This window comes from Bradyrhizobium sp. CSA207, assembly GCF_029051685.1.
Lineage (GTDB): Bacteria > Pseudomonadota > Alphaproteobacteria > Rhizobiales > Xanthobacteraceae > Bradyrhizobium.
In genome coordinates this window covers 146,681-169,268 of record NZ_JAACFT010000017.1, presented here as the reverse complement: position 1 = coordinate 169,268, position 22,588 = coordinate 146,681, and the positions used below count along the sequence as shown (strand labels likewise).

Genomic DNA, 22,588 nt, shown 5'->3' with positions numbered 1-22,588 from the left:
CTGAGGAGCCGCGCTCTTCGCGCGGCGTCTCGAAGGGCGAGGCCCCCGGCCGGGCCTCCATCCTTCGAGACGCGCGAAGATGCGCTCCTCAGGATGAGGAGCTGCCGCATCATACTCCATCATTGCGAGTTGGGACCGGCTTGAGAAGCCGACGCACCCGCCATAGCCCGAAGAGCGACGACGTTGAAGCAGTTGCGCGCTATGCGGCCAGCATCAGTGTCCGGCCGGGGCCGACATGGCGCCGTTGGCGTAGCGCGACCAGTCCGGCGCGGTCGGCTGCGCCGGCCAGATGGCGGCGTTGGAGTCGCGCACCGGGTGAGCGATCGGCGCGGGGTGCGCCTTGCGGACACGATGGCGGTCGTTCGCGGCGGCGGCCTGGATGGTGATGGCGGCGATCAGCGCGGCGCCGAAAATGGTGAAGGTCGTTCGCATCGTTGTTTCTCCCGTGACGACGCCCCGGCTGTGAGAGGGTCTGGTGTGTTCGTCGTCGCCGGTGACATGGCGATGGGTCTGCCGAATATCAGCAGCTTCGAAAATCACGATGGGGCGAGCAAATTTTTTAGTCTCGGCTAAATATTCGGCAATCGCATCCGTGCGGCCGGTGGACTTGCCCCCTGCAATCCGGTTGAATGGGGTAAATCGAGCTTTGAGCGACAACGATGTCGAAATATCTGCTGGTCCTTCTGCTGATCGCCTCGCCGGCCGCGGCGCAAGTCAAGTTGACGCCAAAGGCCACGGCGGCGCATCCCGACCCCTGTGCCCCGATCGGGCGGACCGCGGACGGCAAGCTGGTCTATTCCATGAAATGCGAGAACCTCCCGGCGCCGCCTTCGCCCCCGCCGCAAGCGGAACTGAAGGAGGCGCCGCAGCCGGCCGCCGAGCCGGAACCGGAGGTGCGACGGAGCGGCATTTTCGGTTGGTCCTACGACCGCAGGTGAGGCGTCACGCGACTTGCGCGAAGCCGCCCAGAATGCTCTTTGCCTGAAAGTTCCCCGTGGGGCTGCCGCGCCCCGATCCAGAGAGATGAGATGAGCAAACTCGTTATCCGCGCCGGTGATTTCTCCTTTGATGCCCGCTTCGAGGAGCAGCTTGCGCCCAAGACCGTTGCCGCGTTCCGCAAGGCGCTGCCGTTCGAAAGCCACATCATCCACGTGCGCTGGAGCGGCGAGGGCGTGTGGATGCCACTCGGCGACCTTGATTTTGGCGTCGGTTACGAGAACCACACGAGCTATCCCGCGCCCGGCCAGATCATCCTCTATCCCGGCGGCATCAGCGAGACCGAGATCCTGCTGGCCTATGGCGGCGTGCACTTTGCCAGCAAGATGGGCCAGCTCGCCGGCAACCATTTCATCACGCTGACCTCCGGCCTGGAGAATTTGGCCACTCTCGGCAAGAGCGTTCTGTGGAAGGGCGCTCTCCCGATCCGCTTCGAGGCAGTCTGAGTGACGGACGTCCGCTATCCGCGCGATCTCCGCGGCTACGGCCGCAACCCGCCGCATCCGCAATGGCCGGGTCATGCACGGGTCGCGGTGCAGTTCGTCGTCAACTTCGAAGAGGGCGGCGAGAACAACATCTTGCACGGCGACCGTGCGTCCGAGGCATTTTTGTCGGACGTGTTGGGTGCGCAGCCCTGGCCCGGGCAGCGCCATGCCAATATCGAATCGATGTTCGAATATGGTTCGCGCGCCGGCTTCTGGCGGCTGTGGCGGATGTTCAACGCGCGGAAGTGGCCGGCCACCGTGTTCGGCGTCGCCACTGCGCTGAAGCGCAATCCGGAAATCGTCGCGGCGATGAAGGAGTCCGGCTGGGATATCGCGAGCCACAGCCTGAAATGGATCGAGCACAAGGACATGACCGAGGCGCAGGAGCGCGCCGAGATCGCGGACGCGATCCGCGTCCACACCGAGGCCACCGGCGCGCGGCCGCTCGGCTGGTATACCGGGCGTTCCTCGATCAACACCAACCGTCTTTTGATGGAGGAGGGCGGCTTCCTCTATCTCTGCGACTCCTATGCCGATGATCTGCCCTATTGGATCAAGGGCGCGAATGGCAAGCAGCTCATCATTCCCTACACGCTCGACTGCAACGACATGCGTTTCATCAACCCGCAAGGCTTTGCCGAGGGTGAGCAGTTCTTCATCTATTTGAAGGACGCCTTCGACGTGCTCTATGCCGAAGGCGAGACCGCGCCGAAGATGATGTCGATCGGGCTGCACTGCCGTCTCGCCGGCCGGCCCGGCCGGGCCGCAGGCCTGATCCGTTTCCTCGACTATATCGGCAAGCACGAACAGGTCTGGGTGCCGACGCGGCTCCAGATCGCCCAGCACTGGCACGACAAGCACGCGCATCTTGCCGCCGATGCATTCGAGATCGGGTGAGCGGGCGATGTCACAGATTTCGCTCGCCGATCTCAACGCCGCCGATAAGGCCAGTTTCGTCGCCGCGCTTGCCAATGTGGTCGAATATTCGCCGTGGATCGCTGAGCAGCTTGCCGAACAGCGGCCGTTCGCCGGCGTCAATCACTTGCACGCCGCACTGATGGCGGCGATCCAGACTGCCGAGCCCGACGTGCAGTTGGCACTGATCCGGGCGCATCCCGATCTCGCCAACAAGACCCAGCGCGCGGCGGGTCTCACCGCGGAATCGACTGACGAGCAGAACGGCGCCGGTCTCGACCGGCTGTCGGATGCCGAATACACCGCGTTCGAGCGCGTCAACAATGCCTATCGTGAAAAGTTCGGATTCCCTTATATCGTCTGCGTACGCCGTCACACCAAGGATTCCGTCCTGCGCGACTTCGAGACGCGGCTGCTCAATATCGGCAAGACCGAGACCCGACGTGCAATCGAGGAGATCGGCCGTATCTCGGCGCTGCGGCTCGATCAGCTCGTCGCGGCCGATGACAAGCTCAAGGTGCATGGCCGCCTATCGACCCATGTGCTCGACAATCACGCCGGCAGGCCCGCGCCGGGCATCGCGGTCGAACTGATCGAGCTCGCGAACCTCGGTGAGAGCCGCGTGATCGCGCGCGCGGTGACCAACGCGGATGGCCGCACCGACCAGCCGCTGATCGGGGGGCGCCCGCTGCCGATCGGCCGCTACGAGCTCAAATTCAGCGTGGCCAAATACTACGCCGAGCGCAACGTGCCGCTGTCCGAGCCGCCGTTCCTCGACGAGATTCCGCTGCGCTTTGCGGTCAGCGAACCCGAGGGGCACTATCACGTGCCGCTCCTGGTCACGCCCTGGAGCTATTCGACTTATCGCGGCAGCTAGGATCCAAACTTCTCGTGCAGGGCCGGAAACAACCGGTCCGGCTTGAAGGGCGCTGCAGTGAAGCGGATGCCGGTCGCGTTCGCGATCGCATTGCCGAGTGCGGCCGCGACCGGATTATAGGGGCTCTCGCTCATCGACTTTGCGCCCAGCGGTCCGATCGTGTCGGACGTATCTGCGAAGAAGACTTCCGTGCGCGGCACGTCGGCGAAGGAGGGCAGGTGATAATCGCGGAATTTCGGGTTGGCGACGCGGCCGTCTGCGTCGAGCACCATCTCCTCGTAGAGCGCAGCGCCAAGCGCCTGCGCGACGCCACCCTCGATCTGGCCGCGGCACTGCATGGGGTTGGCGACGACGCCGGCGTCCGCCGCCTGCACGCTCTTCAGAATCTTGAGCTCGCCGGTGCCCTTGTTCACCGCGACGCGAAAGCCATGGACGTTGAAGCCGACCGAGCGCGGCGTGCCGCCGGAATTACCGCTCGCCGCGAGCGGCTGTCCGCGTTCGCGCGCAAGCTTGGCCAGCTCGGTAAAGGACATCCGCCGTACCCCGCTGACGACGGAGTCGCCATCGAGCACGCAGGTTTCCACATCGCACAGCCACGCGCCGGCGGCGGTTGCCCTCAGTTCGGTGGCGAGCTGCTTCGCCGCGGCGTGCGTTGCCTTGCCTGCAACGAAGATGCCTGCGCTGCCGTAGGCGCCGGTGTCGTGACCGCCGTGGGCGGTGTCGGACTGGCGCAGGCGGATCCTGTCGACCGTGGTCGCAAGCGTCGTCGCCGCGATCTGTCGGTGCACGGTGCTGGTGCCGTTGCCGAACTCGGCGGTGCCGACGGTGAGATCGAACCTGCCGTCATCGTTGAGCGCGATGACGGCATCCGCGAGGTGGCCGGCGGGCGGCACCGTGTCGATCATCGTCAGTGCGATGCCTTCGCCGATCAGCCACTCCGCCGACAGCTCGGGCTGCGGGCTATCCGCCTGCATCGCGCGCTCGACGAGGTCGAGGCACTGATCAAGCCCATAGGAGCCGTAGAACACGTCGTGATACTCCGACGGCGGCGGCGCCAGCATGGGATCGCCGGGCTTGACGACGTTGCGGCGACGCATCTCGTAGGGACTGATACCGAGCTGCTTCGCCAGTTCGTCGATTGCCGCTTCCACCGCGATCAGCGTCTGCGGCAGGCCATAGCCCCGGAATGCCCCCGCCGGCACCGTGTTGGTGTAGACGGCGAAGCCGTCCACTCGTTTGTTCGGGCAATTGTAGACCGCGATGGACTCGGACAGCGCGTGAAACATCACCGGGCCGGCGTGATTGCCGTAGGCGCCCGTGTTCGAGAGCACGTCGAGCTGGAGCGCGGTCAGCTTGCCGCCGGCATCGGCGCCGGCCTTGATGTGAACCCGCATCGGATGCCGGGTCGAGGTCGCAATGAACTGTTCCTCGCGCGTGAGCTCGAGCTTGACAGGCCGGCCGGTCTTCAGCGCGGCGAGCGCCAGGATGTCTTCGACGAACATCTCCTGCTTGCCGCCAAAGCCACCGCCGACGCGTTCGCAGTACACACGGACCTTATCCATCGGAAGCGTAAAGATGTCAGACAGCGCGCGCCGGGTCAGGAACGGCACCTGCGTCGAGCAGCGGACGTTGAGCACGCCGGACTCATCGAGCCAGGCGAGTCCGCCATGGGTTTCGAGCGCGGCATGCTGCACGCGGTGGCTATGGAAGGTGCACTCGAAAGTCACCGCGGAGGTAGCAAGCGCCGCTGCGACATCGCCGAACTCACCGTGGATCTCCGCGACGAGGTTGCGCTTGGCGTCAGCGACCCGGTTCGCTGTGGTGCGGTCGGGATGAATGATCGGCGCTCCCGGCTCCATCGCCCGCTCGGGATCCACCACCGCGGGCAATATTTGGTATTCGACCTTTAGCCGGCGGCAGGCCTCCTCTGCGGCGGCTTCGCTCTCGGCTACGACCGCAGCGACCTTCTGCCCGATGAAGCGCACGACCTCGTCGAGCACGCGGGTGTCCTCTGGATCCATCCAGTCCTTCTCATGCCGCGCAGTCGAGAACAGGACTGATGGCGTATCCTCATGCGTCAGCACCGCGTGCACGCCTGGAACGGCCAGCGCCGCCGACTTGTCGATCGCGACGATTTTTGCGTGCGCGTGCGGCGAGCGGAGCAGCTTGATGTGAAGCAGGCCGTCGATCGCGGTGTCGAAGGTATAGCGCGCTTTGCCTCGCACGATTTCGGGCCCGGCGGGCGCCGGCAGGCTGCGGCCGAATGCGGCGCCGGCCTCCACGCTATCTTCAACGTTGGACTTGCCCAGCAGGACATCCTCGATCGAACGATAGCCGGTGCAGCGGCAGATGTTGCCCTTCAGCGCCGCGCCGAGATCGCGCTGCTGGGCCTGGTTGAGCGAGGCACAAGTCAGGATCATGCCGGCGGTACAGAAACCGCACTGGAATCCCTGCGCGTCGAGAAAGGCCTGTTGCATCGGATGGGCGCCATGCTCGCCACCGAGCCCTTCGATCGTGGTGATGGCGCGGCCGTCGGCGCGGAAGGCCGGGATCAGGCAGCTATGCACGGGCTCGCCGTCGAGGAGAACGGTGCAGGCGCCGCAATCACCGGCGTCGCAGCCCTTCTTGACGCCGAAATGGCCGAGCTCGCGCAGGAACGTGCGCAGGCACTGTCCCGCGCGCGGTTCCTGCCAAAACGGCTTGCCGTTGATCTCGAAGCTCATGGCCGTGCCGCCGTATCCAGCAATTCGCCGCGAATCTCCTCGGCGAGCCGTAGCGTCATGTGCTTGCGCCAGAGCGGCTTGCCGTGGATGTCGGTGTGGTACAACGCGTCGGGGATCTGCTGCTCGATTGCGGCGCGAAGCGCGCGCGCATCGGGCGGCTTGGGAAACGACAATTGAACTGGGCGCACCGTCGATGCGGTCACCGACAGCATCAGCGTGCCATCGGCATCGAGGCTGCCGACCAGAAGCGCGGCCGACCGGCCGACCGGTGCGAGCGAGATCTGGCGAAATGCCGAGCGGCGCTTCAGCGCGGCATGCGGGATATCGATCTGCCGCAGCAGGTCGCCTGGCGCCAGGCGATTGCGCTGATTGCCGGTGACGAATTCGACGACGGGAATCTTTTGCTCGCCGCCATCGGCCTTCCAGATGGTGCAAACGCCGTCGAGCGCGGAGGTGAGCGAGATCATCGGTCCCGCCGGCAGCGACATGCAGAGATTGCCGCCCACCGTCGCCGTCTTCCAGATCTTGAAGGAGGCGAGGAAGGCGCGGCAGCACTGGCTGATCAGCGGCGCTGCGAGCCAGTCGGCCGGGCAGGCGAGGGCATCGAGCTGAGCGACGGTGCAGGTCGCGGCGATGGTGAGGTGGCTCTCCGTGATCGTCAGCGCCGGCCAATTCAGATCGGTGAGATCAATCAATCGCGTCAGGTGGACCTGCGGCTCCGAGAACAGCCAGGTGCCGCCCGCGAGCCAAGCATCGCCTGCCGTCCAAACGGGCAGCTGCGCGCGCGTTTGCGGATGGGCCACTGTCGTGATGGTATTCAAGTCCATGGCGAGGCCGGCGCTTCGAACGGATGATTTGCTCCGCGGCAAAGTCTTGCAAGACGGGCGCCAAGTCGCAACAACAAGTCGCGGCAATAGTGCGATCGGGCTGGCCCTTGCCTTGCAGACCAGCCGTCAGCGGATGTGAGGAGAAGCAGGATCATGAGCGACGCAAAGCCGATCTGGATCAAGGATCCCCTGGCCATCCTCGCCGACGGTGCCGAGCGCGGGATCGTGGTGAAGGACGGCCGGATCATCGAGCTCGTGCCGGCCGGCGGCACGCCTGCGACCGCGGGTGCAGCGGTGTTCGACGCACGCGATCATATCGTGCTGCCGGGGCTCATCAACACGCATCACCATTTTTACCAGACGCTGACGCGGGCGCTGCCGGCCGCAATGGACCGCGAGCTGTTTCCCTGGCTCCAGGCGCTCTATCCGGTGTGGGCGAGGATGACGCCGGAATCGCTGGAACTCGGCGTCACCGTGGCGATGTCCGAACTCCTGCTCTCCGGCTGCACCACCACGACGGATCATCATTACGTGTTTCCAGCCGGCCTCGAAGATGCCGTCGATATCGAGGTTGCGGTTGCAAAACGGCTCGGCGTGCGCGTCCTGCTCACGCGCGGCTCGATGAACCTGTCGCAGCGCGACGGCGGCTTGCCGCCGGACAGCGTCGTGCAGGACGAGGATACGATACTCGCCGACAGCGCGCGCGTGGTGGCCAAGCACCACCAGCGCGGTGTGGACGCAATGGTGCAGATTGCGCTCGCACCATGCTCGCCGTTCTCGGTGACGACATCGCTGATGCGCGCCACCGCCGATCTCGCCGACAAGCTCGACGTGCGCCTGCACACCCATCTCGCCGAGACCGAGGATGAGAATAAATTCTGCGAGCAGATGTATGGCTGCCGTCCCCTCGACTATCTCGAGCAGTGCGGCTGGCTCAATGCCCGGACCTGGCTCGCCCACGGCATCTTCTTCAACGCCGACGAGATCAAGCGGCTCGGCAAGGCCAAGACCACCATCAGCCATTGCGCCTGCAGCAACCAGCTGCTGGCTTCGGGCTGTTGTCCCGTGTGCGAGATGGAGGAGGCTGGCATCGGCATCGGGATCGGGGTCGACGGTTCGGCCTCGAACGACGGATCGAACCTGATGCAGGAGGTGCGCGCCGCCTTCCTGCTGCAACGGGCGCGCTACGGGGTGACGAAAGTCAGCCACAAGGACGCGCTGCGCTGGGCGACCAAGGGCTCGGCAGCCTGCGTCGGCCGTCCGGAGCTCGGCGAGATCGCGGTCGGCAAGGCGGCCGATCTCGCGTTTTTCAAGCTCGACGAGCTGCGCTTCTCCGGCCATGGCGATCCACTGGCCGCGGTGGTGCTCTGCGGGGCGCATCGGGCCGATCGGGTCATGGTGGCGGGAAAATGGGCCGTGGTCGATGGCGCGATCCCGGGCCTGGACGTCCCCGACCTCATCCGCCGCCACAGTTCCGCGGCGCGGGCGATGCAGGCGGGCTAGGAGCGGAGGAATAAAAAGAGGGGGCAACCACAAGTGCCGGGTGCTTCTGGCTACCCCCTCCGAACCTCCTCCGGGAGGAGCAGGTGATTCTAGCGATGCAAGAAGCGTGCTACTTGCCCGGAAGCTTGTCGTCGATGCCCTTGACGTAGAAATTCATGCCAAGGATCTGGCCGTCGTCGAGGTGATCGCCGCCCTTACACTCGACCGGCTTACCGTCCTGCCCAATGACCGGGCACTTGAACGGATGCAACTTGCCGGCGGTGATCGCCGCCTGGGCATCCTCGGCCATCTTCTTCACGTCGTCGGGCATGTTGGTGTAGGGCGCCATCGCGAACATATGGCTGTCGAGGCCACCCCAGGTGTCCTCGGACTTCCAGGTGCCGTCGAGCTCGGCCTTGACGCGGGCGATGTAGTAGGGACCCCAGGTGTCGAGGATCGACGTCAGCTGGGTCTTGGGCCCGAACTTGATCATCTCGGAATCCTGGCCGAAGGCGAGCTTGCCGCGCTCGCTGGCGACCTGCATCGCCGCCGGCGAATCCGTGTGCTGCATGATGACGTCGGCGCCCTGGTCGATCAGCGCCTTGGCGGCGTCGGCTTCCTTGCCCGGATCGAACCAGGTGTTGGCCCAGATGATCTTGACCTTGATGTTCGGGTTGATGGTCTGCGCCGCAAGGATCGTCGCATTGATGCCGGAGACGACCTCGGGAATCGGGAACGAGCCGATATAGCCGAGCACGCCGGACTTCGACATCTTGGCCGCGATCAGGCCCTGGATGTAGCGGCCCTGATACCACTTGGCCGAGTAGGTCGACATGTTCTTGTCGCGCTTGTAGCCGGTGGAGTGTTCGAAATGCACGTTCGGATATTTCTTCGCGACCTTCAGCGTCGGATCCATGTAGCCGAACGAGGTGGTGAAGATCAGCTTGTTGCCGGCACGGACGAGCTGCTCGATGGCACGCTCGGCGTCGGGACCTTCAGGGACGTTCTCGAGGTAGGTGGTCTCGATCTTGTCACCCAGTTCCTTGACCAGCGCCTGGCGCGCGAGATCGTGTTGGTAGGTCCATCCCAGGTCTCCGATCGGACCCAAATAGATGAAACCGACCTTCAGCTTGTCGGCGGCAGAGGCTGCACTGACGCTTCCGGCAAGCAAAAGCCCGGCAGCGAGCGCAAGAAGTGTTTTCCTCATCATCAATCTCCAAACAGTCGGGGAAAGCCACAATCCGCAACATGCGCGCCCCATCGCGTACGCTGCGGAAACGAAATTCAGCGGTCAGGCACGAACACGGTGCCGAGCGCGGCCGGCGCAGTCGAGCCGCCGGTGCGCGCGCGGGAAAGCAGGACCAGGACGATGACCGTCGCGAGATAAGGCAGCGCCGACATGAATTGCGAGGGAATGCCGACCCCCCAGCCCTGGGCATGCAATTGCAGGATCGTCACCGCGCCGAACAGATAGGCGCCGACCACGAGCCGGCCCGGCCGCCAGGATGAAAACACGACCAGCGCCAGCGCGATCCAGCCGCGGCCCGCGGTCATGCCGGGAATGAAGAACGGCGTATAGGCCAGCGGCAAATAGGCGCCGGCAAGACCGGCGCAGGCGCCGCCGAACATCACGGCGAAGGTGCGGATGCGCAGCACGGGATAGCCGAGCGCATGCGCGGAGACGTGGCTGTCGCCGCAGGCGCGCAGGATCAGCCCCGGCCGGGCGCGGTACAGGAACCACCAGACGCCAACGATCAGAGCCAGCGAGAAATAGACGAAGGCGTCCTCGCCGAACAGTACCCGGCCGATCAGCGGGATGTCGGTAAGGCCGGGAATGTAGAGATGTGCCGCCGGCGTGATGCGCTCGCCGACGAAGCCGGCGCCGATCAGGCCGGAGAGCCCGATGCCGAGGATGGTGAGTGCGAGACCGGTCGCGACCTGGTTGACGGCAAGCCCAAGCGCCATCAGCGCGAAGATCAGCGACATCAGCGTGCCCGCGACGATACCGAATAGCGCGCCGATCAGAATCGAGCCCGTCAGCCAGGCACCGGCAAAGCCGCAGGCCGCGCCGACGATCATCATGCCCTCGACGCCGAGATTGAGCACGCCGGAGCGCTCGGTCACGAGTTCGCCCGTCGCCGCGATGAGCAGCGGCGTCGATGCGGCGAGCACCGCCAGGATGATGGCTTCAACCAGTTCCACGGGCCACCTGACGGTTCGGGAAGACCAGCTTGAAGCGGTAGAGGATGAGGGAATCGCAGGCGAGTACGTAGAACAGCAGAATGCCCTGAAAAACCTTGGTGACGTCCAACGGGATCTTCATCGCGATCTGCGCCTGCTCGCCGCCGATAAACGTCAATGCGAGGAAAAGGCCTGCAATTAGTATTCCAAGCGGATTCAGTCGACCAAGGAAGGCAACGATGATCGCGGTAAAACCGTAGCCGGGCGAGATGCCGGGCTGGAGATGGCCAACGGGACCTGCGACCTCGATGATGCCGGCGAGACCCGCGAGTGCGCCGGAGACCGCGAAGGTCAGGATGATCAACTGGTCGGCATTGAAGCCACCGAACCGTGCCGCGCGCGGTGCCGCGCCTACCACGCGGATCTCGAATCCCTTGATGGTTCGTCCCAGCAGGATCGCTGCAGCCGCGACGACAACCAGCGCGATGATCGAGCCGAGATGCAGCCGGCCGCCTTCGATCAGCAGCGGGACGGTGGCCACCGGATCGAATTCGGCCGTGGTCGGGAAGTTGAAGCCGTGCGGATCGCGCCATGGCCCGCGCACCAGATAGTCAAGAAAGAGGTCGGCGACATAGACCAGCATCAGGCTGGTCAGGATTTCGCTGGCGCCGAACTTCACCTTGCAGATCGCCGGGATCAGCGCATAGAGCGCGCCTCCGGCTGCCGCGAGCACGAACATTGCCGGCAGCACCCAGGCGCCGGCGTCGGTACCCTGCGTCTTCACAGCGATCCAGCTTCCGGCCACGGCGCCAATCAGGAATTGCCCCTCGGCGCCGATGTTCCAGGCGTTGGCGAGATAGCACAGTGACAGCCCGATCGCGATCATCACCAGCGGCGTCGCCTTCACCGCAATCTCCTGGAGCGAATAACCGTCGGTCAAAGGCGCGATAAAATAGGCGTGCAGCGCCAGAAGCGGATTTTTGCCGAGGATCGCGAACAGGATGACCATGGTGACGATCGTCAGGCCGATCGCGATCAGCGGAGAGACCAGCGCAATCGTGTTGGAGCGCTCGGCGCGCTTCTCAAGCACCAACTGCATGCGCCGCCTCCTTCGGTTCCAGGCTGCTGCCGCCCATCAACAGGCCGAGCTTCTCGCGCGTCGCATCGCTGGCGGCGAGCGGGGCCGATAGCCGGCCGTGGAACATCACGGCGATGCGGTCGGCGATCTCGGCGAGTTCATCGAGATCCTGGCTGGTCACGAGCACAGCGGCGCCTGCGGTGGCCAGATCAAGCAGGGCCTGACGAATGACGGCGGCCGCGCCAGCGTCGACGCCCCAGGTCGGCTGGCTCACCACCAGCACCGCCGGGTTGCGCAGGATCTCGCGGCCGACGATGAATTTCTGCAGATTGCCGCCTGAGAGGCTCGCGGCTTCCGGATCGCGCTTGGCCTTGCGGACGTCGAAGGTTTCGGTTGCGCGGTCGACGGTCTTGAGCGTCGCCGCAGTGTCGATGAAGCCGTGATTGACCATACCGCTGGCCGCGTGCCCGGTAAGCAGCGCATTCTCCGACAGCTTCATGCGCGGCGCGGTGCCGTGGCCGAGCCGCTCTTCGGGGACGAAGGCCGCGCCCAGCTTGCGCCGCTGCGTGATTGAGAGGTGGCCGGCGGCAATACCTTCGATCACCACGGTGCCGGGGTCCTTCGCCAATCGTTCGCCGGACAACGCTGCGAACAGTTCGTCCTGGCCGTTGCCGGCGACGCCGGCGATGCCCAGGATTTCGCCGCCCTTCAGCTCGAAGGAGATGTGCTCGAGCCGTACGCCATGCGCTTCGCCAGGCGCGAGCGAGAGATCGTTCACGACGAGCCGCGGCACGGTGGTCCGCCGGCCGGCGGCAGCTTTCACTTGCCTGATCTCGCTGCCGACCATCATGCGTGCGAGCGAAGCTGCGGTCTCAAGTCTGGGATTGCAGGTTTGTATCTTCTTGCCGCCGCGCAGGATCGTGGCGGTGTCGCAGAGCCGCTTCACCTCGTCGAGTTTATGGCTGATGTAGAGGATGGCGCGGCCTTCGGACTTGAGTCGCTCCAGCACGATGAAGAGCTGATCGGCTTCCTGCGGCGTCAGCACCGCCGTGGGCTCGTCCAGGATCAGGAATTTCGGATCCTGCATCAGCGCGCGGACGATCTCGATGCGCTGGCGCTCGCCGACCGACAACTGCCAGACCTCGCGTCTGGGATCGAGCGGCAGGCCATAAGTCTTCGACACCTGCTCCAGCCGCGCCGACATGTCCTTGAAGGACTCTCGTCCGTCGAGGCCGAGCGCGACATTCTCGGCGACGGTGAGATTGTCGAACAGCGAGAAATGCTGGAACACCATGCCGATGCCGCGGCTGCGTGCCTGCGACGGACCCGACAGCACGATCGGTTGCCCCTGCCAGCGAATCTCGCCGGCACTGGGCTGGATTAGCCCGTAGATCGCCTTGACCAACGTCGACTTGCCGGCGCCGTTCTCGCCAAGCAGCGCGTGAATTTCCTTCGGCCAGATGTCGATGTCGATGGAATCGTTGGCGAGGAAGTCACCATAGCGTTTGGTGAGTCCGATCGTCCTGAGGAGCGGGGACTCGCCGGAATGCAGGCCGTTAGGCGTCGGATCTAACATTCGTTGATGCGCTTGCGTGGGTGAGGTGCCTCAATTGTGGGCCAGTTTAAACCGGCGCGTAAGGTGTGAAAAAGCGTCATCCCTTGCTCAACGCTTTGGCAGGTGGGCAAGGCGGCGCTAATCGTGCTCGCTTCGGACGAGGAGCGTCCCAATTGCTCCCTCAATAGCGCTTGCGGTCGGGTCCAGCGAAACGTCTGTTGCTAATTTGTGACGGTTCAAACCAAATCGGAACCCGCTATGCAGGCTTGACGCGAAGTTGAGCACTATCGCGCCGCCACACGTATGCATTGCCGCGCAGCAATGATGATCGTCGCCGAAGATCGTGGCCGCGCTCCCGCACGATGCAAAAGGCAAGCAAAATCAGTCGGGAAAATTTCGCAATCGCCGGCTTTGCCTTGCCGCTCGCAAGCAAGCGCGAGGCGCAAGAGCCCTCGAAATTTCGTCATGAAAAGCCACTCGCTGCCAAAACTAGCGTCACGTCTTGGAACAAGTTGAGGCTTCTCACTCCGGGCGATCAGCGCAAGTGTCGCACCCAGGGACGTTCATTACGTGTCCAAACTTGGGGGTATTCAGGATGTCGTTTCGTTTCAGGGCAATTGCAGCAGCGGCGCTGTCACTTGCTACACTCGCCACCGGTGGCTTGGCTCAGGCGGCAGATTTGCCGGTCAAAGCCGCAAAGAAGGCGGCGGATCTCCCCTTCTTCCTGGTGATCGACGACCGCGTATCGTTCTCCTGGATGCCGAAAGGCACCGACCCCGGCGTCTTCAGCGTTCAGCCGAATGGCACCATCAATGGAAAGACCGCCAAGCAGGTCTATTCGTTCACCCACTTCGACGCCTGGGCCTACGGCACCAACTTCTTCACCATCTCGATGTTCAAGTCGGACCACAACGATCCGGCGAACCCCTGCTTCACCAACGGCACGGGTCAGATCGTGAGCGCCGTGTCCGGTCTGCCGGCCAACTGTTCGGGCATGACCGAAATCTACGGCTTGTTCCGGTCCACCTTTGGCTGGAATGAAATCTTCAACACCAAGGCGTTCACGGCCGGTCCGCTGCACAACATCTCCTTCGAGGTGGGTATGGATGGCAGTACGGAGAACAGCTTCTTCTCAGCCGCCAAGCGCGACGTCGTTGCCGGTCTGCAGTTCGCCTTCGACCTGCCTTACAAGGGCTACTTCAACGTTGCCCCGCTGGTCTATTGGGAGTTCTCAAGCCATAGCGTGTTTGCCCAGTGCAACCTGTTCGCGCCAGGCGTTGCGGGTGTGACCTGTCTCGGAGATGGTGACCGTAGCTTCAAGCCGACATGGGCGGTTGAAACCAACTACTACATGGATCTGGGTTTCCTGCCCGAAAACATGCAGTTCTGGTCGATCAGCGGTCGTGCCGGCTGGTATGGCGCCAAGGGTACCGAGAGCAACGCGGTGCCGTTTGCAGCTCCTGGCAACATTAACACCAAAGTCGAGTTCAATTCGGAACCGATCCGTCTGACCCTCGACGCCTCCAAGGCGGTCTGGGGTCCGAAGTACTCGCACTTCGTTGATCTCTGGGTTGCCTACCGCTACTGGCAGAACAAGTTCGGTCTCGACCACAACAACAGCGTGGCCTGCACCTTCAAGGGTCAAAGCAATCAAACCTGCACCGAATCGACGGTGTATGGCGGTATCACGATGAAGTTCTAACCACCTGATGGTCTCCAGGTGAACGACGATGGCGCCGCGCTAAACCTCCGCGGCGCCATCTTCTATTTCGGTTTGAATCGCGTGCGGCCTAGGAAAGCGTAATCGCACTGCTCTCGCCTACTTCGTCCACACGCCGTCGTGCAGCGCTGCGGCCTCGTCTTCAAGCAACGGGCCCACCACCTCGGTCGGCCGCTGGCCGCTGGCAAAAACCTCGCGGCAGGGCAGGTCGAGCGTCGGGTTCTCCGGATGGTTGCCGGTGACGCCGCGCAGGCGGTGCTCGCTGAGGCCGTAGACCACGCGGCCGATGCCAGCCCAGTAGATCGCACCGGCGCACATCGCGCAGGGCTCGGCGGAGGAATAAAGCGTGGATCTTGCCAGCACCTCGCGGCTGAGCGTGCGGCAGGCCTGCGTCGCCGCGAGGCGTTCGGCATGCGCGGTGCCGTCACGATCCGGCATGTAGCCGTTCTCGGTCTCGATCAGCACTTTGCCGTCCGCGCCGACGACGATGCAGCCGAAGGGATGGTTGCCATGGGTGAGGGAGCGGCGGGCGACCGCGAAGGAGAGGCGCAGAAAGCCTTCGTCGCGTTCTGATGGGCCGTTCATCGCTGCTCCGCCGTTAATGTCCCGCCATGTGCCGGCCGACCACGGTGAGGTCGGCGTCGCTGGTGCGTGCTTCATACACGAATTCGCCGTGGAACATCACCACCAGCCGGTCCGAGAGTTCAAGCAGCTCGTCGAGATCCTCGCTGACCAGCAGCACTGCCGCGCCGCGGTTGCGCGCGGCCATGATCTCGGCGTGGATCTGCGCCACCGCCGCAAAGTCGAGACCGAAGCACGGATTTGCCGCGATCAGCACCTCGACGTCGCTGCCGAGTTCGCGCGCCAGCACGGCGCGCTGGACGTTGCCCCCTGACAGCGCCGAGATCGGCGTATCCGGGGTGCGGGTCTTGATCTTGTACTGGCCGATCTTCTTCTTGGCATCGTCGCGGAACGCGCCGCGGTTGAGCCACCAGCCGAGGCTTGCAAAGGGCGCACGATCGAACTCCCGGAAGGCGATGTTGTCGGCGACGCTCATGCCGCCGACACAGGCGTTTTTCAGCGGCTCCTCCGGCAGAAGCGACATCTTGTGGCGGCGCATTTCCGCGCGACTGGCACGATAGGGATCGCCTGCGACGCGGACTTCGCCGCTCTCGGCCTCGCGCTGGCCCGCCAGCACCTCGACGAGCTGGCGCTGGCCGTTGCCGGAGACGCCGGCGATACCGACGATCTCGCCGGCACGAACAGTGAGCGAGACGTCATGCACGGCAATGGCTCCGGCGTCGTCGAGCGCGCGTACTTTTGCCAGCTCTAACCTCGTCCGACCTGCTTCGCCGGTGCGTGGCGGCTGCACGGTCAGCTCCTCGGCGCCGATCATGGTGCGTGCCATCGCGTCCGCGGTGAGCTCGGCGACCTTGCCGTGGCCCGCGAGCTTGCCGCGGCGCAGGATGGTGACCTCGTCGGCGAAGGCCATGACCTCGCGGAACTTGTGCGTGATCATCAGGATGGTCAGCTCTCCTCTGACGACCATGTCGCGGAGCATGCCAAGCACCTCGTCGGCTTCCGCCGGCGTCAGCACCGAGGTCGGCTCGTCCAGGATCAGGAAGCGGCGCTTCAGATAGAGCTGCTTGAGGATCTCGCACTTCTGCCGCTCGCCGGCCGAGATATCCGAGACCTTTGCGCTGAGTGGCACCTTGAAGGGCATCCGCGCCAAAAACGCCTCGAGCTCCTTCATCTCCTTGGACCAGTCCACGATTGCCGGCACATCGTCGCGCGCCAGCACGAGATTTTCCGCAACCGTCATCGCCGGCACCAGGGTAAAGTGCTGATAGACCATGCCGAGACCGAGCGCGTGGGCGTCCTTCGGATTGGCGATCGCCTGCTCGCGATCGCCAATGATGATGTCGCCTTCGGTCGCGTGGTAATAGCCCATGATGCATTTGACCAGGGTCGACTTGCCGGCGCCGTTCTCGCCGAGCAGCGCATGGAACGAGCCCGGTCGTACCTTCAGCTCGACATTGTCCAGCGCAATAAAGTCGCCGAAGCGCATGGTCATGGCGATGGCGTTGACCCCGAAGGCACCTGGCGGCGGAGGCTGCTCGCCGATGATCACGAAATCGCTCCGATGAAGGCGTCGGAGGTTGAGACCGCGCCGAACACGCCGCCTTGCATCTTGATCATCTTCAGCGCGTGCTCGTGGTTGCTCTTGTCGGTCGCGCCGCAGCAATCGTGCAGGAGCACGCATTCGAAGCCGCGGTCGTTGGCCTCACGCATGGTGGTGTGGACGCAGACGTCCGTGGTGATGCCGGTCAGCACGATGTTCTCGATACCGCGCACGCGCAGGATCAGTTCCAGATCGGTGGCGCAGAACGAGCCCTTGCCGGGCTTGTCGATGATGGGCTCGCCGGGCAGGGGCGCGAGCTCCGAGATGATGTCCCAGCCGGGCTCGCCGCGCACCAGGATGCGGCCGCAAGGGCCGGGATCGCCGATACCGGCGCCGATCTGGCGCGAGCGCCAGCGCTTGTTGGCGGGAAGATCGGAGAGATCGGGACGATGGCCCTCGCGGGTATGGATGATGTGAAAGCCTTGACTGCGCATGGTCGCGAGCAGCTTCCTGATCGGCTCGATCGGCGCCCGCGTCAGCGAGAGGTCATAGCCCATCTTGTCGACATAGCCGCCGACGCCGCAGAAGTCGGTCTGCATGTCGATGATGACGAGGGCAGTGTTCTGCGGGCGAAGGTCGCCGTTGTAGGGCCAGGCGTAGGGCTCGGACTTGATGTAGCGCTCGGGCATGGACGACCTCGTTACGTGCCGCGTGTTACCGTGTGATCGAGAGTTCGGCGGGCGCGCCAGTCAGCGTCCGCTTCGGCGAGCAGGTGACGATCATAATCGCCAGCGTCAGGATGTAGGGCGCGGCATTGAAGAGGTGGTAGCCGGAGGTGACGCCGACCGATTGGAGTGCCGGCCCCAAGGCCGCAGCGCCGCCGAAGGCGAGCGAGGCCCACAGGCACAGCAGGGGATCCCAGCGCGCGAAGATCACGAGCGCCACGGCGGTGATACCCTGTCCCGAGGACAATCCTTCGTTCCAGCTTCCTGGATAGAACAGCGACAGGAAGGAGCCGCCGATGCCGGCGAGGAAGCCGCCGACCATGGTCGCGCGCAGGCGGATCAGGAGTACCGAATAGCCCATGGCGCGTGCGGCATCCGAGCTTTCGCCAGCGGTGCGAATCAGGAGGCCCCAGCGCGTCGTGCGGAAGGCCCAATACAGGATCGGGGCCAGCGCCACGCCGATCAGGAACATCACGTTTATGCGCAGCGCGGCGCGAAGCTGCGGGATATCGCTCCACCAGCCGAAATCGATCGCGGGCAGCCGCGGCGCGGTCGGTTCGATCAACGGCTTGCCGAGATAGAAGGCGAGCCCGGTGCCGAATAGCATCAAGGCGATGCCGACGGCAATGTCGTTGACGCGCGGCAGCGAGCAGATGCCGGCATGCAGTGCGCCCAAAAGCGCGCCGGCGACGCCAGCGGCGAGCACGCCCAGCCAGGGCGATCCGGTGAGGTACGAGATGCCATAGGCGCTCATCGCGCCCATCACCAGCGTGCCTTCGAGGCCAAGATTGATGCGGCCCGAGCGTTCGGTGATGCATTCGCCCAGACTCACGAACAGGAACGGCGTCGAGACGCGAATGGCGCCGCCGAGCACGGCGAGCGGGACGGTCCAGAGCCCGATCGATCCGTCTGCCATCTCAGGATTTTCCCTTCAGGAATCCGATGCGGCCGTAGAGCGCATCGCTCGCGAGCACGAAGACGAAGATGATGCCCTGAAGCACCAGCACGGAGGCATCGGGCAATCCAAGGCGCCGCTGCAACAGGCCACCGCTGGCGCTGATGCCGCCGAGCAGGATCGCGACAGGAACGATCGCGAGCGGATTTTGCCGCGCCAGGAAAGCGACGAGAATGCCGGTGAAGCCATAACCCGCGGCGAGGTTGGCGTTGGTGCGGCCCTGCACGGCTGCTACCTCGATCATGCCCGCGAGGCCAGCCGCCCCGCCGGCAAGGAAGCAGATGGTGAGAATGAGCCTGCTGACGCCGAGGCCGACGATTTTCGCAGCGCGGATGTTGCCGCCGGCGACGCGCGCGGCGAAGCCGAACACGGTGTGATAGATCAGGATGTAGGCGCCGATTGCGGCGATGAGGCCGAACACGAGGCCCCAGTGCACGTCGGTGCCGGGAATCGAGCCGATCATGTTGACGGCGCCGATCTCGCGCGTCGACGGCTTGTTGAGGCTGGCGGGATCGCGCATCACGCCTTCGACGAGATGGTTGAGGATCGCGAGCGCGATGTAGACGAGCAGCAGGCTCGAGATCGTCTCGTTGACGCCGCGGAACTGACGCAGTGCGCCCGACAGCATGATCCACAGGCCGCCGCCGATCACGCCGGCACAGACCATAGCGATCTGGACGATGAGCGGAGGCATGCCCTGGAGCACAAGCGCTGCGCTCGTTGCCGTCAGCGCGCCGATCAGAAGCGCGCCTTCGCCGCCGATGATAACCATGCCAAGCTGTGCCGGCAGCGCGGTGCAGAGCGCGGTGAGGATCAATGGGGCTGCGCGCGTCAGCGTGTTCTGCCAGGAGAACCAGGTGCCGAAGGCCCCGTAGTACATGTAAAAATAGAGATCGAGCGGGTTCTTGCCGAACATCGCCACGAAGATACCGAAGACCACGAGCGCGCCGGCCAGCGCCGCGCCCGGGATCAGGAGGTATTCGATTGTCGCGCCGTGGCGCTGGAGAAATCCCGGGTCGGCGGCCGGGGCAATTGTCCCGACCGCCTGCGTGGAATCCGCCGCTTCCGATGTCACGAAGTCGCTCCGACCACGCCCTCCACGAGATAGTCCATCTTCTCGAGCTCGGGATCCTTCTGGCCCCGATCGGTGCCGGCGGCGATCACTGTCTTGCCCTTGTTGTCGAGCAGTCCGCCCTTGAAGATGGCGTAGCCCTCCGCGGACAGGAATTTTGCCTTGATGTCGTCGGCATGTTTGCGCGCTTCAGCGGAGACCGCTTCGCCGTAGGGCGAGGTCTTGACGATCTCTTCCTTGAGGCCGCCGCGATAGAAATTCGGGATGCTCTCGCCGGCGGCGATCATCTTGACGAATTTCGGATATAGCGCCTCCCAGTTCCACTCGGCGCCGGTCAGATAGGCTTTCGGCGCAAGCGGCGACTGGTTTGTGTGATAACCGCAGACGAAGGCGCCGCGGCGCGCCGCGTTCTCGACCATCGTCTTCGGGCCGTCGACATGGCAGGTCAGCACGTCGACGCCCTGGTCGATCAGGCTGTTGGTGGCTTCGGCTTCCTTGACCGGCATCGACCAGTCGCCAGTAAAGATCACCTGCGTGGTGGCCTTCGGGTTGGCGAGCTTGGCGCCGAGTGCGAAGGCGTTGATGTTGCGCAGCACTTGCGGGATCGGCTTTGCGGCCACGAAGCCGAGCTTGCCGCTCTTGGAGGTGTAGCCGGCGACGATGCCGGAGATGTATTGGGCCTCGTCGATATAGCCGAAATAGCTGCCGGCGTTCTTCGGGTCCTTGTCGCTCCAGAGGCCGCCGCAGTGTTCGAAGCGCAGCTTCGGGAACTTGTTGGCCATCTTGATCATGTGCGGATTGTAGTAACCGAACGAGGTCGGGAAGAGCAGGGTGGCGCCGTCGAGATTGATCATCGACTCGATGGTCTTTTCGACCGCGTCGGTCTCCGGCACCTTTTCTTCCTCGACGACTTTGAGGCCGGGAATCTTCTTCAGCGCCGCGGCGCCCTGCGCGTGCGCCTGGTTGTAACCGTAGTCGTCGCGCGAGCCGACATAGATGAAGCCGATGGTCGTCTCGGCTGCGAAAGCCGGGCGGGCGCCAGCCGCCGCGCCGAGGGTGAGGGCCGCGCCGCCTTGCAACAAATGCCGTCGTGAAATCCTGCCAAAATCCATTGGATGCTCCCTTGGCGGACGAACCGCCTTAATCTCGCGGCTGCGCCGGTCTGGCGGAGCCGGAACAAGATGTCGCAAGCTTCGTGCCAGAGGCCATGAAGCGCGCATGCCGATCCAACCTATTGATAAGTAGTGGCTATCGTGTTGAATCGAATCTTGATCAGGAAATCGGCAGACTAATTTATGGGCAGTACTTTCTGATTGTATGCAATCGAGTTAAGCAGACTTCGCCGGCCTGTGCGTGTGTATGGAGGCGGCTCCAAGGTCGGTCGTTCATCGCATTCGTGCTAACCACCCCGTAATTGGGACAGTGCCGGTCGCGTTCGCTGGCACCGAACTTGTATCGATTGTCGCCGGGGCCGCCGCTGCCGCGGCCCCAGAGGATGGAAAGCTCGCCGAGATGGGTGTTGGTAACGCCGTTCAGAATGCATCGCTCGGCGAAGAGATCGTGGCTCGGATCAATGAACTTGGTGAGATTTCGGAAGAAGCCGGCAGGCTGACCCGCATCTATCTTAGCAAGGAATTGCGCAAAGCCGCGGACCTCATCCTGGGCTGGATGCGCGACGCCGGCATGAGCGCGCATCTCGATGCGATCGGCAATGTCTGCGGCCGATATGAGGGTGAGCGGCCGGGTGCGCCCTGCGTGATGCTTGGCTCGCACTACGACACCGTGCGCGACGCCGGCAAATGGGATGGGCCGCTGGGAGTGATCACCGCGATCGCCTGCGTCGCCGATCTCAACCGCCGCGGCAAGCGCCTGCCGTTCGCAATCGAGGTCATAGCCTTTGCCGACGAAGAGGGGGTGCGTTTCGCCTCGACGCTGCTCGGCAGCCGCGCGGTGGCTGGCACGTTCGATGAGAGCGTCCTGACCACCCGCGACCGCGACGGCGTCTCGATGCGCGATGCGCTCGTGCTATTCGGCCTCGATCCCGATCATATCGGCGCGGCCGCGCGGGCGCGGCGCGAGTTGCTGGCCTATCTTGAGCTGCACATCGAACAGGGGCCCGTGCTGGAAGCACAGAACCTGTCCGTCGGCGTGGTCACCGCGATCGCGGGCGCCACGCGGCTTGCCGCACGACTGACCGGCATGGCCGGTCACGCGGGAACGGTGCCGATGGCGTTGCGGCGCGACGCGCTGGCCGGCGCGGCTGAATGCATCGGTGCGATCGAGCAGTTTTGCCGGACCGACGAGAGAGGGCTGGTCGGCACCGTCGGTTATGTCCACGCAAAGCCCGGCGCGACGAATGTCATTCCGGGTGAGGTATCGTTCACCATCGACATGCGGGCGCCGACCGATATGCACCGCAAGCGCGCGGTCGCCGATGTCGTCCGCCAGATCGAGGCGATCGCAACGCGCAGGCAACTGTCGCTTCAGCTCGACGTCACCCACGAGAACCGCACGGCCCCTTGTGCGCCCTGGCTGAAGGAGCAGATCGCGCGGGCAATCGCTGCGGAGGGCCTTTCCGTATTCGAGCTGCCGAGCGGGGCAGGGCACGATGGCATGGCGATGATCGACATCGCCGATGTCGGCATGATCTTCGTGCGCTGTCGCGGCGGTATCAGCCATCACCCGGACGAGCATGTCGAACTCGCCGATGCCGATGCTGGCGCGCGAGTGCTGCTCGGGGTGATCGAGAATTTTAGGCCGCGGGAGGACCGTGCCAGCGTGAATTGACGGTAAGAGAGCCCGCAAGTCACCGGGTAGAGATACGAATCAGGCATGTTTAGAATGGTGACCGCCATCATCGGGATCACGAGACATC

Annotated in this window: 20 protein-coding genes; 7 read left to right on the top strand and 13 right to left on the bottom strand. The window is 64.3% G+C overall.

Annotated features, from left to right (window positions below; all coding sequences use genetic code 11):
* Positions 1–213: 213 nt before the first annotated feature.
* Positions 214–657, bottom strand: a complete 444-nt coding sequence (locus GWG65_RS20760; RefSeq protein ID WP_275197406.1) for a hypothetical protein — start codon at positions 655–657, stop codon at positions 214–216.
* Between the two features lie 2 nt (positions 658–659).
* Here GWG65_RS20760 and GWG65_RS20755 point away from each other — a divergent pair, with 2 nt between their 5' ends.
* The 4 genes from GWG65_RS20755 to uraD all read left to right on the top strand — a co-directional run bounded on the left by GWG65_RS20755 (position 660) and on the right by uraD (position 3,273).
* Positions 660–938, top strand: a complete 279-nt coding sequence (locus GWG65_RS20755) for a hypothetical protein (RefSeq protein ID WP_275197405.1) — start codon at positions 660–662, stop codon at positions 936–938.
* Between the two features lie 90 nt (positions 939–1,028).
* The gene (locus GWG65_RS20750; RefSeq protein WP_148738639.1) at positions 1,029–1,442 is read left to right on the top strand and encodes a DUF3830 family protein; all 414 of its coding nucleotides are present in this window, start codon (positions 1,029–1,031) and stop codon (positions 1,440–1,442) included.
* Positions 1,443–2,378 (top strand): allantoinase PuuE, encoded by a 936-nt coding sequence (gene puuE / locus GWG65_RS20745; RefSeq protein ID WP_275197404.1) that lies wholly within the window; start codon positions 1,443–1,445, stop codon positions 2,376–2,378.
* A 7-nt stretch (positions 2,379–2,385) separates the two neighbouring features.
* The gene (uraD, locus tag GWG65_RS20740) at positions 2,386–3,273 is read left to right on the top strand and encodes a 2-oxo-4-hydroxy-4-carboxy-5-ureidoimidazoline decarboxylase (protein WP_275197402.1); all 888 of its coding nucleotides are present in this window, start codon (positions 2,386–2,388) and stop codon (positions 3,271–3,273) included.
* Here uraD and GWG65_RS20735 read toward each other — a convergent pair.
* Positions 3,270–5,996, bottom strand: a complete 2,727-nt coding sequence (locus GWG65_RS20735; protein WP_275197400.1) for a molybdopterin cofactor-binding domain-containing protein — start codon at positions 5,994–5,996, stop codon at positions 3,270–3,272. The two genes, uraD and GWG65_RS20735, sit on opposite strands and share 4 nt — an antisense overlap.
* Complete coding sequence (locus tag GWG65_RS20730) at positions 5,993–6,823, bottom strand: FAD binding domain-containing protein (RefSeq protein WP_275197399.1); 831 nt, start codon at positions 6,821–6,823, stop codon at positions 5,993–5,995. The genes GWG65_RS20735 and GWG65_RS20730 overlap by 4 nt, the downstream gene beginning before the upstream one ends.
* A 153-nt stretch (positions 6,824–6,976) precedes the next feature.
* Between GWG65_RS20730 and GWG65_RS20725 the strand changes: the two genes are divergently transcribed.
* Entirely contained in the window at positions 6,977–8,326 is a 1,350-nt protein-coding gene (locus GWG65_RS20725) for an 8-oxoguanine deaminase (RefSeq protein WP_275197398.1), read from the top strand.
* A gap of 109 nt (positions 8,327–8,435) precedes the next feature.
* On the opposite strand, the gene GWG65_RS20720 is transcribed toward GWG65_RS20725, so the two are convergent.
* The 4 genes from GWG65_RS20720 to GWG65_RS20705 form a co-directional block, all read right to left on the bottom strand.
* Positions 8,436–9,512, bottom strand: a complete 1,077-nt coding sequence (locus tag GWG65_RS20720; RefSeq protein ID WP_275197397.1) for a BMP family ABC transporter substrate-binding protein — start codon at positions 9,510–9,512, stop codon at positions 8,436–8,438.
* 77 nt (positions 9,513–9,589) lie between these two features.
* The gene (locus tag GWG65_RS20715; RefSeq protein WP_275197396.1) at positions 9,590–10,507 is read right to left on the bottom strand and encodes an ABC transporter permease; all 918 of its coding nucleotides are present in this window, start codon (positions 10,505–10,507) and stop codon (positions 9,590–9,592) included.
* Positions 10,494–11,585 (bottom strand): ABC transporter permease, encoded by a 1,092-nt coding sequence (locus tag GWG65_RS20710; protein WP_275197394.1) that lies wholly within the window; start codon positions 11,583–11,585, stop codon positions 10,494–10,496. The genes GWG65_RS20715 and GWG65_RS20710 overlap by 14 nt, the downstream gene beginning before the upstream one ends.
* The gene (locus GWG65_RS20705; RefSeq protein WP_275197393.1) at positions 11,569–13,140 is read right to left on the bottom strand and encodes an ABC transporter ATP-binding protein; all 1,572 of its coding nucleotides are present in this window, start codon (positions 13,138–13,140) and stop codon (positions 11,569–11,571) included. Before GWG65_RS20705 ends, GWG65_RS20710 begins: the two co-directional genes overlap by 17 nt.
* A 574-nt stretch (positions 13,141–13,714) precedes the next feature.
* Between GWG65_RS20705 and GWG65_RS20700 the strand changes: the two genes are divergently transcribed.
* A complete protein-coding gene (locus GWG65_RS20700; RefSeq protein ID WP_275197392.1) occupies positions 13,715–14,821 on the top strand; it encodes a hypothetical protein in 1,107 nt (368 codons plus the stop codon).
* Between the two features lie 117 nt (positions 14,822–14,938).
* Here the strand turns inward: GWG65_RS20700 and GWG65_RS20695 are convergent, their stop codons facing one another.
* Genes GWG65_RS20695 through GWG65_RS20670 form a run of 6 tightly spaced genes read right to left on the bottom strand, consistent with a single transcriptional unit; the run spans position 14,939 to position 20,825 of the window.
* Positions 14,939–15,424, bottom strand: a complete 486-nt coding sequence (locus tag GWG65_RS20695) for a nucleoside deaminase (protein WP_275197391.1) — start codon at positions 15,422–15,424, stop codon at positions 14,939–14,941.
* A 13-nt stretch (positions 15,425–15,437) separates the two neighbouring features.
* A complete protein-coding gene (locus GWG65_RS20690) occupies positions 15,438–16,970 on the bottom strand; it encodes an ABC transporter ATP-binding protein (RefSeq protein ID WP_275197390.1) in 1,533 nt (510 codons plus the stop codon).
* Positions 16,967–17,650: an isochorismatase family cysteine hydrolase gene (locus GWG65_RS20685; protein ID WP_275197389.1), complete on the bottom strand. Its 684-nt coding sequence runs from the start codon at positions 17,648–17,650 to the stop codon at positions 16,967–16,969. The genes GWG65_RS20690 and GWG65_RS20685 overlap by 4 nt, the downstream gene beginning before the upstream one ends.
* Positions 17,651–17,675: 25 nt before the next feature.
* A complete protein-coding gene (locus GWG65_RS20680; RefSeq protein ID WP_275197388.1) occupies positions 17,676–18,602 on the bottom strand; it encodes an ABC transporter permease in 927 nt (308 codons plus the stop codon).
* A 1-nt stretch (position 18,603) separates the two neighbouring features.
* Positions 18,604–19,716 (bottom strand): ABC transporter permease, encoded by a 1,113-nt coding sequence (locus tag GWG65_RS20675; RefSeq protein ID WP_275197387.1) that lies wholly within the window; start codon positions 19,714–19,716, stop codon positions 18,604–18,606.
* Positions 19,713–20,825 (bottom strand): BMP family ABC transporter substrate-binding protein, encoded by a 1,113-nt coding sequence (locus tag GWG65_RS20670; protein WP_275197386.1) that lies wholly within the window; start codon positions 20,823–20,825, stop codon positions 19,713–19,715. Before GWG65_RS20670 ends, GWG65_RS20675 begins: the two co-directional genes overlap by 4 nt.
* Before the next feature lie 400 nt (positions 20,826–21,225).
* Between GWG65_RS20670 and GWG65_RS20665 the strand changes: the two genes are divergently transcribed.
* The gene (locus GWG65_RS20665) at positions 21,226–22,500 is read left to right on the top strand and encodes an allantoate amidohydrolase (RefSeq protein ID WP_275197385.1); all 1,275 of its coding nucleotides are present in this window, start codon (positions 21,226–21,228) and stop codon (positions 22,498–22,500) included.
* Positions 22,501–22,588: the final 88 nt, after the last annotated feature.